This is a genomic window from Streptomyces sp. CB02056, from assembly GCF_001905545.1.
Classification (GTDB): domain Bacteria; phylum Actinomycetota; class Actinomycetes; order Streptomycetales; family Streptomycetaceae; genus Kitasatospora.
Map to the genome: position 1 here is coordinate 624,302 of NZ_LIPD01000001.1, position 13,723 is coordinate 638,024.

The following is a 13,723-nucleotide window of genomic DNA, read 5'->3' on the forward strand; positions in this document are numbered from 1 at the left end:
GCCCGGTGCGCGGGTTCCGCCGGCCGCGGCCGGCCCGGGCGTCCCTGCGGTGGAAGATCGCCGCGCTGGCGGCGGCCACGGCCTGCCTGGTCGTGGCGGCGGTGGGCGTGCTCGTGCACCTGTGGACCGCCCGCGACATCCGGAGCCGGGCCGAGGCGCAGGCCTTCAACGCCGTGTACTCGGCCATGGACGTCTACCGACGCACCGGAACTCTGGCGGACGGAGCCGGACTCGACCCGGCCGAGCTGCCCGCCGAGCTGCGCCACCCGGCCGACGACGCCCGGCACACGGTCTACGACGGGCGGGTCGACGGACCCCTCGGGCCGAGCGTCTGGGCCGCCCAGCGAACCGCCGGCCCCGGCAGCCCGGTCCTCGCCGTCCGGGTCAACACGGGCCCGCAACTCTACGGACTGCACCGGCTCGACCTGACCATGGCCGTCGCGTCGCTGGTCGCGCTCGCGGCGGCCACGCCTCTGGCCGTCTACGGCGCCGGGCTGGTCGCCCGTAGGCTGCGGCAGGTCTCCGAAACCGCGGTCCGGATCTCCGCCGGTGACCTCGATGCCCGGACCGGGCCCACCGGGGGCAACGACGAGGTCGCCGACATCGCGGCCACCGTCGATCTCATGGCCGACAGCCTCGGCCGGCGGCTGCGCACCGAGCGCCAGTTCACCGCGGACGTGGCTCACGAGCTGCGCACACCCGTCGGCGGCCTGCTGGCCACCGTCGACCTGCTGCCGCCCGGCGAGACCGAGGACCTGCTCCGCGCCAGGGTGCGCGACCTGCGCACCCTGGTCGAGGACCTCCTCGAGATCTCCCGCCTGGACGCCGGGGCCGAGCAGCCGGTCCGCGCCCGGGTGCCGCTCGGCGAGGTCGTCGCCGATGCCGTGGCGCGCACCGGCCTCGACGCCGAGGTCACCGTCGCCGCCGCGCACGGCCCGGAGGACGCGCACCGCTCGGCCGCCGCGCACCGCTCGGAGGACGCCACGACCGTGGAGACCGACCCGCGCCGCCTGGAACGGATCGTCAGCAACCTCGTCGTCAACGCCCACCGCCACGGACGGGCCCCGGTGCGGGTCACCGTCGAGGGCCGCACCGTCGTGGTGCGCGACCACGGCCTCGGCTTCCCGGCGGACCTGCTGCTCCACGGCCCGCGTCGCTTCCACAGCGGCGCCGCCGAGCGCGGTTCGGGCCACGGCCTGGGCCTGACCATTGCCCTCGGACAGGCTCGGCTGCTCGGCGCCGAGCTTCGCCTGGACAACGCCCCGGACGGTGGGGCCGTCGCCACTCTGAGTCTGCCGGCCTGACCGCCCGGCTCCGCGGAACCGCTACGAAGCGGAGCGGACGCCGATACACGCCGGCGCGGGTCCCGATACGTCGCCCGGACACCCTTCGAAGTGCACCGTCCGCACCGAAGAGGAGTCCCCGTGACCACCGTCCCCCTCACCCCGTACCCGCCGAACCCGGCCCCCGGGATCGCGGCCGCCACCACCGACCTGACGAAGGTCTACGGCAGCGGCGACACCCGGGTCGTGGCCCTGGACCGGGTCAGCATCGGCTTCCGGGAGAGCGAGTTCACCGCGATCATGGGCCCCTCCGGCTGCGGCAAGTCCACTCTGATGCACTGCGCCGCCGGGCTCGACACCCCCACCTCCGGCGGCGTCCGCATCGGCACCACCGAGCTGGGCTCCTTGCGCGACCGGCCGCTGACCCGGCTGCGCCGCGACCGGATCGGCTTCGTCTTCCAGGCGTTCAACCTGCTGCCGACGCTGACCGCGCTGGAGAACATCACGCTGCCGCTGAGCATCGCCGGCCGCCACCCCGACCGGCAGTGGCTGGACCGCGTGGTCTCCATGGTCGGCCTCTCCGGGCGCCTCGACCACCGGCCCGCGCAGCTGTCCGGCGGTCAGCAGCAGCGCGTCGCGGTCGCCCGCGCCCTCGCTTCGCGGCCCGCGATCGTCTTCGGCGACGAGCCCACCGGCAACCTCGACTCCCGCTCCGGCGCCGAGGTCCTCGGCTTCCTGCGCGACTCAGTGCGCGAACTCGGCCAGACCGTGGTCATGGTCACCCACGACCCCGTCGCCGCCGGCTACGCCGACCGCGTGGTGTTCCTCTCCGACGGACGGCTTGTCGACGAGATGACCCGCCCCACCCCGGACCGGGTCCTCGACGTCATGAAGCGCTTCGACACCCGCGCCCGCACCAGCTGACCCGCGCCCGCACATCCCCGTCGCTCCCACGCCCCGCCGCTCCCACGCCCCGTCCATCCCACGCCCCCGGAAGCCGAACCCATGCTGAGAACAGCCGTGCGCAACGTCCTGGCGCACAAGGCCCGACTGGCCATGACCGTCCTCGCGGTCTGCCTGGGTGTCGCATTCGCCAGCGGCACCCTCGTCTTCGCGGACTCGGCCGCGGCCGCCTACCGCGCCGCCGCGTCGAGGAACTTCGCCGACATCGCGGTCACCGTCACCGCACGACAGGCCCCGGCCGGGTCCGCCGCGGACCAGCCGGACAGCGTCCTCGACGACGCGCTCGCCCGGCGACTGGCCGCCGTCCCCGGTGTCGCCGCCGTGCGGCCGTCCGTCGACGGCCGGGCCGCCCTGAACGCGGCGGATGGTACCCCGTTGCGGGTCAGGCCGGGCGCGAACCCGGCCGCCGCCTACGTACCCGGCCCCGACGGCGAGGACCGCCGCCACCCCCTCGCCGCAGGCCGTGCCCCGGCGGGCGGCGACGAGATCGCCGTGGACAGTGGCACCGCTGCCGCCGGGCACCTGCACATCGGTGACTCGGTCACGCTGGCCACCGACGGCCCGGCCATGACCATGCGGCTCGTCGGCGTCGTCACCACCACGGACACCCGGGTGCTCGCGGGCGGCACCCTCGTCCTGTTCGACCGGGCGACCGCCCAGCGACTGTTCGCCACTTCGGGCCACTACACCGCGATCGACCTGTCCGCCGCGGCCGGCACCGGCCAGTCCGAACTCGCCCGGCGGGTCGCCACCGTGCTCCCGCCCGACAGGGCCGAGGTCACCACCGCCGCCGCCCGGGCCGCCCAGCAGGCGGTCTACGTCGGCACCCTGACGCGGGGCTACCAGAAGATGCCGACGGTCTTCGCCGGAATCGCGCTGTTCATCGGGTCCTTCCTGGTCATCAACACCTTCACCATGCTCGTCACCCGGCGCACCCGGGAGATCGCGTTGCTCCGGGCGATCGGAGCCTCACGCCGTCAGGTGGTCCGGTCCGTCCTCGTGGAGGCCGTCCTGGTCGGGCTCGCCGCCTCGGCGGCCGGGTTCGTCCTCGGCCTCGGCATCGCCGCCGTCCTGCCCGGCCTGCTGAGCACCGGCGGGGACCTGCTGCCCGACGGCCCGCTGGTCATCGGCCCGCGCCCCGTCCTGGCGGCGCTCGGCGTCGGGGTGGGGGTCACCGTGCTCGCCGCCTGGCTGCCTGCTCGCAAGGCCGCACGCGTCGCGCCCGTCGAGGCGTTGCGTACGGCGCAGCAGCCGCCCGCCGGCCGGTTCCGCGTCCGCGCCGTCGCGGGGCTCGCCCTCCTCGCCCTGGGCGTCGGCCTGCTCGTCCCGCTCACCGGCGCGAAGGACGCCTCGGAGGGGAACCTGCGCGGCGCGATGCTCGGCTGCGGCGTCCTCGTCCTCGCCCTGATCGTGCTGGCGCCGCTACTCGTGGTCCCGGCGATCCGGCTGATCGGCCGCCTGACCGGCCGTTCCGGGATCACCGGCCACCTCGCACAGCAGAACGCGCTGCGCGACCCGCGGCGCACCGCCGCCACCGCCGCCACCCTGCTGGTCAGCACCGCGCTGGTGACCGGCCTCGCCGTCATCGGCAACTCCACCGGGCAGGCGCTCGACCGTCAGGCCGCGGCCGGCCTCGGCGCCGAATACGTGATCAGCACCCGCACCACCACGACCGGCGTCGACCCGGCCGCCGTCCAGCGAGTCGCCCACACCGCCGGGGTGCGGGCCGCGAGCGCCGTCGCGGACTCCGTCCTGTTCATCGGCGGCCGGGTCCGTGACATCTCCGGCGTCGACCCCGACTCCGTGGACGACGTCATGAGGCTCGACTTCCTCAGCGGCTCCGCGAAGGACCTCGGACCCGGCCGGATCGCCGTCTCCAGCACCATCGCCCGGGAGAGCGGCCTGAGCACCGGCAGCCAGGTCGACGCCACCATCGGCCGGAGCCGGACCTTCGCCAAGTACACCGTCGTGGGCGTCTACCAGGACAATCCCACCGCCCACGACGCCCTCGGCGCCCGCGCCGAGGTGCAGCAGGACGGCTTCCTGCCGGACTCCGTCCAGCGGATCCTGGTCCGCACCGACCCCGGCTCGGTCTCCCCCGCCACCGAGGACCGGCTGCGTGCCGCCGTCGGCAACAACCCGCTGCTGAAGGTGCAGGACCGGCCCGCGCTCGTCCGCGAGGCCGCGGGCACCATGGGCAACCTGCTGACCCTGATGTACGGGCTGCTCGCCATCGGCGTCGTGATCGCGGGGCTCGGCATCGTGAACACCCTGGCCATCTCGGTCGCCGAACGAACCCGCGAGATCGGTGTACTGCGCGCCATCGGCATGGACCGCGCGGGCGTCCGGCGGATGATCCGCCTGGAAGCGGTGACCGTCGCGGGCTTCGGCACCCTGCTCGGCCTGGCCGGCGGCCTGTTCGGTGCTTGGGCCGTCGGAGCGTTGGCCAACGGCGCGGTGAAGCAGTACTCCCTGGCGCTGCCCTGGGGGACCCTGCTCCTCGTCTGCCTGCTGTCCCTCGCGGTCGGCGCTCTCGCCGCCGCCGTACCGGCCCGCCGGGCAGCCGCCCTGAAGCCGCTCGAAGCCGTCGCGGAGGCGTGACCCCGGGCCCCGGCACGGCAATCGCGGAACGACGAAGGCCCCGGCCGGCGAACCGATCGGGGCCTTCGTGAAGGCGGAGGATACGAGATTCGAACTCGTGAGGGGTTGCCCCCAACCTGGGGCCACCCGGCACCTCAGCTTCGAACCCCGCACCCGTGAACAGGTCGAAGCGATCACCGCCCGGTCCATCGACTCCGCGCGCGCACCCCGCGCACCGAGTACTGCCTCGCCGTCCGGGCGAGGCAGCGAGGCGCGGGAAGCTTTTCTCTCGGGGATTCTTTGTTTCTTCCGACCCCTTCCCCTGTGTGTGAAGGGGTCGGAAGAAACAATTTTCTCTTATTTGAATTTTCTCTATCCAGGATAGGTTTCCTGCGGCGTCACCCCAGGGTGCAGCCGGTTGGTGAGCCGGTCTCGGATGGCGGGTCTACCGACCTTCAGGTCCCGGCGGGCCGCCCGTACGGGGCGAGTTTGGCGAAGCGGCTGCCAGGTGGGGGTCGGGTGGGCCATCCTCGTGGCCATGACCTCCGAGCAGCCGCCGTCCGCAGTCGGCTCCCGCCCGTCCCGCGGCCTGGTCCTCACCGTTGCCGCCGTGCTGGTCGTCCTGCTCGCGGTGGTGGCCACCGCGGTGCTGTGGCCGGACGACAAGAAGCCGGCCGCCGCGCCGCCGCCGCCCACGCCGACTCCCACGGCCACCCAGGCGCCGACACCCACCCCTACGCCCACGCCGCAGCCGCCGTACGCGTTCTTCCCGGTCGGCGCCTGCTTCGATCACCCGCAGCTGAGCCCGGTGATCACCAAGCCCGAGGAGCGTCCCTGCGCCGGGGACCACGACGGCGAGGTGATCGCCGACCTCAAGCTCGCGGACGGGATCACCGGCGACATCCCGCTCGCGCTTGCCATGCGCGACGGCTGCAAGGAGGTCGAAGCCGCCGCCAAGGCCCGCCAGGGCGACGGGAAGACCTACTACGGCCGCCAGTTCGGCCCGGCGATGGCCAACTACCAGCAGGGCTGGCGCGACTACACCTGCACCCTGGCCGCCAGCAACAAGCAGGGCGGCCCCAAGCTCACCGGGCAGTTGCGCCCGTAGCGGCTCCGGCGGGGGAGCGAGGCGGGTGCGGCGGGGCGGGCTGACACAATGGGGTGCATGTCCACCACACCCGCCGCTCCCGGCAGCACCGCCCTCGCCCCCGAGATCGCCGCGCGGCTCAAGCGCTCCGAGGACGGGCTGGTCCCGGCCATCGCCCAGCAGTACGACACCGGCGAGGTGCTGATGCTCGGGTGGATGGACGACGAGGCGCTGCACCGCACCCTCACCACGGGCCGCTGCACCTACTGGAGCCGCAGCCGCCGTGAGTACTGGGTGAAGGGCGACACCTCGGGCCACGTCCAGGCGGTCAAGTCGGTGGCCCTGGACTGCGACGGCGACACCCTGCTGGTCAGGGTCGACCAGAGCGGCGCGGCCTGCCACACCGGCGACCGCACCTGCTTCGACGCCGACGTGCTCCCGCTCTCCTGACCCCAGTCCACTCGAAGAACTCAAGAAGGTGCCGCCCGTCATGGATCTCGAAGCCTTCCGCAAGCTCGCCGTCGACACCCGGGTCATCCCGGTCACCCGCAGGCTCCTCGCGGACGGTCTCACCCCGATCGGCCTCTACCGCACCCTCGCCGAGGAGCGGCCCGGCACCTTCCTGCTGGAGTCCGCCGAGCAGGGCCGCAGCTGGTCGCGCTACTCCTTCGTCGGGGTGCGCAGCGCCGCCGCGCTGACCGTCGGCCCGGACGGCGGGGCCCGCTGGCTCGGCACCCCGCCGGTCGGCATCCCCACCGCCGGCGACCCGCTGGAGGTGCTGCGCGCCACCCTCCAGGCGCTGCACACCCCGCGGCTGGAGGACGACGGCCTGCCCCCGCTCACCGGCGGCCTGGTCGGCTACCTCGGTTACGACATCGTCCGCCGGCTGGAGAAGCTGCCCGACCTCAACCCGGACGACCTGGGCCTGCCCGAGCTGACCATGCTGCTCGCCACCGACCTCGCGGTGCTCGACCACGTCGACGGCACGGTGCTGCTGATCGCCAACGCCGTCAACCACAACGACCTGGCCAGCGGCGCGGACGAGGCCTGGGCGGACGCGGTGGCCCGGCTGGACGCGATGGAGGCCGAGCTGTCCAAGCCGGTCGACCCGGGCCTGGCCACCTTCACCCCGGCCGGCCCGGGCGAGGTGCACTCGCCGTTCGGTGGCGAGCCGTACCGGGCCGCGGTGGAGACGATCAAGGAGCGGATCCGGGCCGGCGAGGCCTTCCAGGTGGTGCCCTCGCAGCGCTTCGAGGCGCCCTGCCCGGCCTCCGCGCTGGACGTCTACCGGGTGCTGCGCACCACCAACCCCAGCCCGTACATGTACCTGTTCCGCTTCCCCGGGCCGGACGGCGGGGCCGAGGGCGGCTTCGACGTGGTCGGCTCCAGCCCGGAGGCGCTGGTCAAGGTCACCGACGGCGAGGCGATGCTGCACCCGATCGCCGGCACCCGGCACCGCGGCGACACCCCGCAGGAGGACGCGGAGCTGGCCGCCGAGCTGCTCGCCGACCCCAAGGAGCGGGCCGAGCACCTGATGCTGGTGGACCTCGGCCGCAACGACCTCGGCCGGGTCTGCGAGCCGGGCAGCGTCGAGGTGGTCGACTTCATGCACATCGAGCGCTACAGCCACGTGATGCACATCGTGTCGACGGTGACCGGCACGGTCGCCCCGGGGCGGACCGCCTTCGACGTGCTGACCGCCTGCTTCCCGGCCGGCACCCTCTCCGGCGCGCCCAAGCCGCGGGCGATGCGGATCATCGAGGAGCTGGAGCCCACCCGCCGCGGCCTGTACGGCGGCTGCGTCGGCTACCTGGACTTCGCCGGGGACTCGGACACCGCGATCGCGATCCGCACCGCGGTGCTGCGCGACGGCACCGCGTACGTGCAGGCCGGCGCGGGCGTGGTCGCCGACTCCGACCCGCACGGCGAGGACACCGAGTGCCGCAACAAGGCGGCCGCCGTGCTGCGGGCGGTCGCCACCGCCAATACGCTGCGGACGCCGGAACTGTCCTGACGTGTGAGGAGGCGGCCGGGATGCCCGAGGCGCCGTACGACGAGCTGCGCTGGGAGGCCGTTTTCGGGACGGCCTCCCAGATCCGGGAAGGGCTCGCGGGCGCGGGGCGGGTGCTGTCCGGGGTCCTGATCGACTTCCCGGCCGCGCACGGCCCGCTCGCCCCGGACCTGGTGGTGGTCGCCCCCGGCGCCGCCCGCACCGCCCGGGGCCGGTACGGGGCCGCGGACGCCGAGGCGGTGCTGGAGGTGGCGCACCCGGGCCGTGACCACGTCTTCGCGCGGGCCTGCGCGGAGAGCGGCGTGCCGCTGTACGTGGTGGTCGATCCGGCGGCGGCGGTCTGCACCGTGCACACCGCGCCGTCCCCCGAGGGGGTGTACCGGGAGGCGGAGCGGGTGCCGTTCGGCAACGACCTGTTCCTGCCGCTCGGCGGCCGCACGGTGGTGCTGCGGACGGACGGGTTCCCCACGCCGTAACCCACCCCGCCGGCCGACCCGCCCGCCACCGCGCCGACCGCCCCGCCCGACGGCTCGCCCGACGGCCCGTTCCCCACCCCGGGTACGGACCCCGGCGTCGGTCGGGGGATAGTGGACGGGTGACCGCTGAGCAGACCCCCGCCCCCGCCGCCCCCAGCCGCCGCACCCTCGGCATCATGCTGCTGCTGACCGTGCTGAGTGCCGTGCTGGTGCTGACCGCGGTCGGGCGGACCTGGGCCGAGGGCCGGGCCGGCACCCTGGACGTGTCCGTCACCGGCGGCAGGATCTCCGAACTGCCCGGCGGGCTGGCCCTGGTGGGCCTCGCCGCGGCCGTCGCGGTGTTCGCGGTGCGCGGCGCCGGCCGGCTGGCGGTCGGCGCGCTGACCCTGCTGGCCGGGCTCGGCGCGGCCGCCGCCTCGGTGGCCGGGGCCGGCGACACCGCCGCGCTGGACGCCGAGGCCGCCCGCAAGCTGGCGCTGACCGGTTCGGCGGCCACCGAGGTCTCGCACACCGCCTGGCCCTGGGTCGCGCTGGTCGGCGGGGTCCTGCTGGCCCTGGCCGGACTGCTCACCCTGCGCTACGGCCGGGGCTGGCCGGCCATGGGCAGCCGCTACGAGGCGCCGACCCGCAAGGCCCCGGCGCGGACCGAGACGCCGGGCGACCTGTGGAAGGCCCTGGACCGGGGCGAGGACCCGACCGCGGTGTGAGCCGCGCGCATGTGACGCGGCCCGCGCGCATGTGACGCGATAGACCCGCCACCCGCTTTGGGCCGTCGGTGTGTGGCCCGGCACAATGGAACCCGTCAACCCGCCGGCGGCCCCGCAGGCCCGGCCGGGCCCCGAGAGCCAAGGAGCACCACTCAGATGGCAGCAGCAGCACACGGCCACACCACCGCCGCCTGGACCGGCGTCGTCATCTCCTTCGTCGGCTTCGGCGTCGCGGGCGTCGCCATGATCCTGCCGTCGGTTCTGCTCGTCTGGGTCGGCCTGGCGGTCATCCTGGCCGGTGGCGTGGTCGGCAAGGCCATGTCCCTCGCGGGCATGGGCAAGCAGCCCAGCGCCAACGTCTACAAGTCGGCCGAGGAGCAGCTCGCGGCCCGTGAGGCCCGCGCCGCCGTCGCCGCCTGACGACGGGCTCGTCGCACCACACGACCACACGTTTGTCGTACATCGGAACGGCGGGCGCGCCACGCCCGCCGTTTCGTCGTGTCCGGGCCCGACCCGGGCAGAATCGGGGCGTGAACGCCGCCCCCACCGCTTCCACCGCCTCCGCCCCGCCGCCCGTGCGGCGCCGGCTGAGCCCGCCGCTGACCGCGCTGGCGGCGGTGGCCGTCCCCGCCGCGTACGTCGCCGTGGTGGACCCGAACACCCCCGGGCACTACCCCGAGTGCCCGTTCCTGACCGCCACCGGCTGGTGGTGCCCCGGCTGCGGGGGGCTGCGCTGCGTCCACGCGCTGAGCCACGGGGACCTCACCGGCGCCCTGCACGACAACGCCGTCGTGGTCCTGCTGTTCGGCGTACTGGCGGTGCTGTGGCTGCGCTGGGGCTGGGCCGCGCTGACCGGCGGTCCGCCGCCCAGGGTCACCGTCGGGGGCCGGCGGTGGGCGCTGATCGCCCTGCTGGTGCTGGTGTTCACAGTGGTGCGCAACTCGGGGGTCGGCGCCGGGCTGGCGCCGCCGCTGGTCTGACCGGGCCGCCTGACCGGGCCGCCTGACCGCCGCGTCCCGGCTGCCGTACCGCGGACCCTGACCGTGGTCCTCGACCGCGCGGCCGCCGCTTCCCGTACGCCCTGACGCCACGTCCCGGCCACCGGTCGAGGCCGGCTCGGAGAGCGTCCGAAAACCGGTGCGAAGACCGTCCGAAAACCGGTGCACGCCCGGTGAAGCCGCAGCTGGGGAGCGCCGGAGCGGGAGTCCGGTCCGCGAGACGCGGTTCGAACCGGTGCGCCCCCCGCCCCCGGGTGCCGATACCATCGAAGAGTCGGTGGGCTGTCGCCCGCCGGCTCACGCCGGCCAACTGGCAGAAAAGATGGGGGCTCCTGAGTGAGTGTGCTCGACTCGATCATCGAAGGGGTCCGCGAGGACCTCGCCGAGCGGCAGGCCCGGGTCTCCCTGGACGAGCTCAAGGCGCTGGCCGCCAAGGCTCCGGAGGCCAAGGACGGCGTCGCCGCCCTCCGGGGCGACGGGGTCCGGGTGATCTGCGAGGTGAAGCGCTCCAGCCCGTCCAAGGGCGCCCTGGCCTCGATCGCCGATCCGGCCGCCCTGGCGGTGGACTACGCGGCCGGCGGTGCCGCCGCGATCAGCGTGCTGACCGAGCAGCGCCGCTTCGGCGGTTCGCTGGCCGACCTGGACGCCGTCCGCGCCGCGGTGGACACCCCGCTGCTGCGCAAGGACTTCATCGTCACCGCCTACCAGCTGTGGGAGGCCCGTGCGCACGGCGCCGACCTCGCGCTGCTGATCGTCGCGGCCCTCGACCAGCCGGCCCTGGTGTCGCTGATCGAGCGCGCCGAGTCGATCGGCCTCACCCCGCTGGTCGAGGTGCACGACGAGGAGGAGATCAAGCGCGCGGTGGACGCCGGCGCCCGGATCATCGGCGTCAACGCCCGCAACCTGAAGACGCTCGAGGTGGACCGCAACACCTTCGAGAACGTCGCCCACGCCATCCCGGACGGCATCGTCAAGATCGCCGAGTCCGGTGTGCGCGGCCCGCTGGACGTGATCAACTACGCCAACCTCGGCGCCGACGCGGTGCTGGTCGGCGAGTCGCTGGTGACCGGCAAGGACCCGCGTGCCGCGGTCGCCGACCTGGTCGCCGCCGGGGCCCACCCCGCCGTCCGGCACAAGGACTGACCCCCACCCCATGAAGATCGCCGCCCGACTCGCCCCCGGTTGCCGCCCGCGCGGCTGCCGCGCGCCCGCACGCCGGGTGCTGGGGCGTCGGGTGCGGTACGTCATCGGGTGCGAGCCCGGGCAGGTGCCGGGACGGCGATGGCGCGTGACGTCCGGCTGAAGCCCAGCCGGGAAGACGTCGTTGTCGTCCATCTCCGTTCAAGGGAAACCACCATGTCCGAAAAGGACTACCTGCCCGGCGCCCAGGTGCCGGACGCGCGCGGCTACTTCGGCGCGTACGGCGGCCGCTTCATCCCCGAGGCGCTGGTCGCCGCGGTCGAGCAGGTCGCCGAGGAGTACGAGAAGGCCAAGACCGACCCGGCCTTCACCGCCGAGCTCGACGCGCTGCTCAAGGACTACACCGGGCGCCCGAGCCCGCTGACCGACGTGCACCGCTTCTCCGCCGAGGCGGGCGGCGCGCGCATCCTGCTCAAGCGCGAGGACCTCAACCACACCGGCTCGCACAAGATCAACAACGTGCTGGGCCAGGCGCTGCTCACCAAGCGGATGGGCAAGACCCGGATCATCGCCGAGACCGGCGCCGGCCAGCACGGCGTGGCCACCGCGACCGCCTGCGCCCTGTTCGGCTTCGACTGCACCATCTACATGGGCGAGGTCGACACCCAGCGCCAGGCGCTCAACGTCGCCCGGATGCGGATGCTCGGCGCCGAGGTGGTGGCCGTCAAGTCCGGCAGCCGGACGCTCAAGGACGCCATCAACGAGGCGTTCCGGGACTGGGTCGCCAACGTCGACTCCACCCACTACCTGTTCGGCACCGTCGCCGGGCCGCACCCCTTCCCGATGATGGTCCGGGACTTCCACCGGGTCATCGGCGTCGAGGCGCGGCAGCAGGTGCTCGACCGGACCGGCCGGCTGCCCGACGCCGTCGTGGCCTGCGTCGGCGGCGGCTCCAACGCGATGGGGATCTTCCACGAGTTCATCCCGGACGCCGGGGTGCGGCTGATCGGCTGCGAGGCGGCCGGCGAGGGCGCCGAGACGCCCCGGCACGCGGCCACCCTCACCAAGGGGGACCCGGGCGTGCTGCACGGCTCCCGGACGTACGTCCTCCAGGACGAGGACGGGCAGACCATCGAGTCGCACTCGATCTCGGCCGGGCTGGACTACCCGGGCGTCGGGCCGGAGCACGCCTGGCTGAAGGACACCGGGCGGGCCGAGTACCGTCCGGTCACCGACGACGCCGCGATGCAGGCGTTGCGGCTGCTGTCCCGCACCGAGGGGATCATCCCGGCCATCGAGAGCGCCCACGCGCTCGCCGGGGCGCTGGAGCTGGGGCGCGAGCTCGGGCCGGAGGCGACCATCCTGGTCTCGCTGTCGGGACGCGGGGACAAGGACATGCACACCGCGGCCGAGTACTTCGGGCTGTACGACGAGCCGGGGGCCGGGTCCGCCGGGCCGGCCGACTCCGCCGAGGGGGGTAAGTGATCATGGCTTCCAAGCTGAGCGACATCCTGGCCGCGGCCAAGGCCGAGGACCGGGCCGCGCTGATCGGCTACCTGCCGGCCGGGTTCCCGACCGTGGACGGCGGCATCCGGGCGGTCAACGCCCTGATCGAGGGCGGCTGCGACGTGGTCGAGGTCGGGCTGCCGCACTCCGACCCGGTGCTGGACGGCGCCGTCATCCAGACCGCCGACGACATCGCGCTGCGGGGCGGCGTGCGGATCAAGGACGTGCTGCGCACCGTCCAGGAGGTCGCCTCCGCGCACCCCGCGGCGGCGGTGCTGGTGATGACGTACTGGAACCCGGTCGACCGCTACGGGGTGGCGCGGTTCGCCGCCGACCTGGCGGCCGCGGGCGGGGCCGGCTGCATCCTGCCGGACCTGCCGGTGGAGGAGTCCGAGGAGTGGCGCAAGGCGGCGGACGAGCACGGTCTGGACACCGTGTTCGTGGTCGCCCCCAGCAGCAAGGACGCGCGGCTGGCGGAGGTCACGGCGGCGGGCAGCGGGTTCGTGTACGCGGCCGCGGTGATGGGCGTGACCGGGACGCGGTCGGCCGTCGGCTCGATGGCCGAGGACCTGGTCGCCCGGACCCGGGCCACCACCGACCTGCCCGTCTGCGTCGGGCTCGGGGTCTCGGACGCGGTGCAGGCGGCGGAGGTCGCCCGGTTCGCGGACGGGGTCATCGTCGGGTCGGCGTTCGTGAAGCGGATCCTGGCCGCGGGCGAGGACGAGGAAGCGGCGCTGGACGCGGTGCGGGCCCTGGCCGGGGAACTGGCCTCGGGCGTGCGGCGGAACTGACGCGCGGTAGGACCATCAGGCCGGCGGCCCTCCACTCCTCGGGAGTGGGGGGCCGCCGGTCTTTTCGTGGGTGTGTTTCCGGGGCCGCGCTCCTGAGGGGCGCGGCCCCGGGCGCGCGGCATTTGCCGTGCGCGCCGACCGGAGTGCGGACCCGAACGGGTGAACAAGGGGTGGGGACACG

The 13,723-nt window shown here is 74.5% G+C and carries 14 protein-coding genes; all 14 read left to right on the forward strand.

Going from position 1 to position 13,723, the window contains the following annotated elements; all coding sequences use genetic code 11:
* Window positions 1–5: 5 nt before the first annotated feature.
* The 14 genes from AMK13_RS02765 (at window position 6) to trpA (ending at window position 13,542) form a co-directional block, all read left to right on the forward strand.
* A complete protein-coding gene (locus AMK13_RS02765) occupies window positions 6–1,304 on the forward strand; it encodes a HAMP domain-containing sensor histidine kinase (protein ID WP_074000943.1) in 1,299 nt (432 codons plus the stop codon).
* A 168-nt stretch (window positions 1,305–1,472) separates the two neighbouring features.
* Window positions 1,473–2,207 carry an ABC transporter ATP-binding protein gene (locus AMK13_RS02770; RefSeq protein ID WP_074001196.1) on the forward strand — a complete coding sequence of 245 codons (735 nt, stop codon included), beginning with the start codon at window positions 1,473–1,475 and terminating at the stop codon, window positions 2,205–2,207.
* An 81-nt stretch (window positions 2,208–2,288) separates the two neighbouring features.
* Window positions 2,289–4,847, forward strand: coding sequence for an ABC transporter permease (locus AMK13_RS02775; protein WP_074000944.1), 2,559 nt, complete (start codon window positions 2,289–2,291; stop codon window positions 4,845–4,847).
* A 517-nt stretch (window positions 4,848–5,364) separates the two neighbouring features.
* Complete coding sequence (locus AMK13_RS42745) at window positions 5,365–5,934, forward strand: hypothetical protein (RefSeq protein ID WP_143204465.1); 570 nt, start codon at window positions 5,365–5,367, stop codon at window positions 5,932–5,934.
* A gap of 57 nt (window positions 5,935–5,991) precedes the next feature.
* The gene (gene hisI / locus AMK13_RS02785; RefSeq protein WP_074000946.1) at window positions 5,992–6,363 is read left to right on the forward strand and encodes a phosphoribosyl-AMP cyclohydrolase; all 372 of its coding nucleotides are present in this window, start codon (window positions 5,992–5,994) and stop codon (window positions 6,361–6,363) included.
* 40 nt (window positions 6,364–6,403) lie between these two features.
* Entirely contained in the window at window positions 6,404–7,927 is a 1,524-nt protein-coding gene (locus AMK13_RS02790; protein WP_049650355.1) for an anthranilate synthase component I, read from the forward strand.
* Window positions 7,928–7,947: 20 nt separating this feature from the next.
* Window positions 7,948–8,400 (forward strand): Uma2 family endonuclease, encoded by a 453-nt coding sequence (locus AMK13_RS02795; RefSeq protein WP_053111997.1) that lies wholly within the window; start codon window positions 7,948–7,950, stop codon window positions 8,398–8,400.
* Between the two features lie 176 nt (window positions 8,401–8,576).
* Window positions 8,577–9,107 carry a TIGR02234 family membrane protein gene (locus AMK13_RS02800; RefSeq protein ID WP_241852746.1) on the forward strand — a complete coding sequence of 177 codons (531 nt, stop codon included), beginning with the start codon at window positions 8,577–8,579 and terminating at the stop codon, window positions 9,105–9,107.
* Between the two features lie 156 nt (window positions 9,108–9,263).
* Entirely contained in the window at window positions 9,264–9,527 is a 264-nt protein-coding gene (locus tag AMK13_RS02805) for an HGxxPAAW family protein (RefSeq protein ID WP_049651218.1), read from the forward strand.
* 110 nt (window positions 9,528–9,637) lie between these two features.
* Window positions 9,638–10,087, forward strand: coding sequence for a DUF2752 domain-containing protein (locus AMK13_RS02810; protein WP_074000948.1), 450 nt, complete (start codon window positions 9,638–9,640; stop codon window positions 10,085–10,087).
* Window positions 10,088–10,441: 354 nt separating this feature from the next.
* A complete protein-coding gene (gene trpC, locus AMK13_RS02815) occupies window positions 10,442–11,248 on the forward strand; it encodes an indole-3-glycerol phosphate synthase TrpC (RefSeq protein WP_049651216.1) in 807 nt (268 codons plus the stop codon).
* 10 nt (window positions 11,249–11,258) lie between these two features.
* Window positions 11,259–11,408: a tryptophan biosynthesis modulator TrpM gene (gene trpM, locus AMK13_RS46370; RefSeq protein ID WP_188296911.1), complete on the forward strand. Its 150-nt coding sequence runs from the start codon at window positions 11,259–11,261 to the stop codon at window positions 11,406–11,408.
* A 53-nt stretch (window positions 11,409–11,461) separates the two neighbouring features.
* Window positions 11,462–12,730 (forward strand): tryptophan synthase subunit beta, encoded by a 1,269-nt coding sequence (trpB, locus tag AMK13_RS02820; RefSeq protein WP_074000949.1) that lies wholly within the window; start codon window positions 11,462–11,464, stop codon window positions 12,728–12,730.
* 2 nt (window positions 12,731–12,732) lie between these two features.
* The gene (trpA, locus tag AMK13_RS02825) at window positions 12,733–13,542 is read left to right on the forward strand and encodes a tryptophan synthase subunit alpha (protein WP_074001197.1); all 810 of its coding nucleotides are present in this window, start codon (window positions 12,733–12,735) and stop codon (window positions 13,540–13,542) included.
* The last annotated feature ends 181 nt before the right edge of the window (window positions 13,543–13,723 follow it).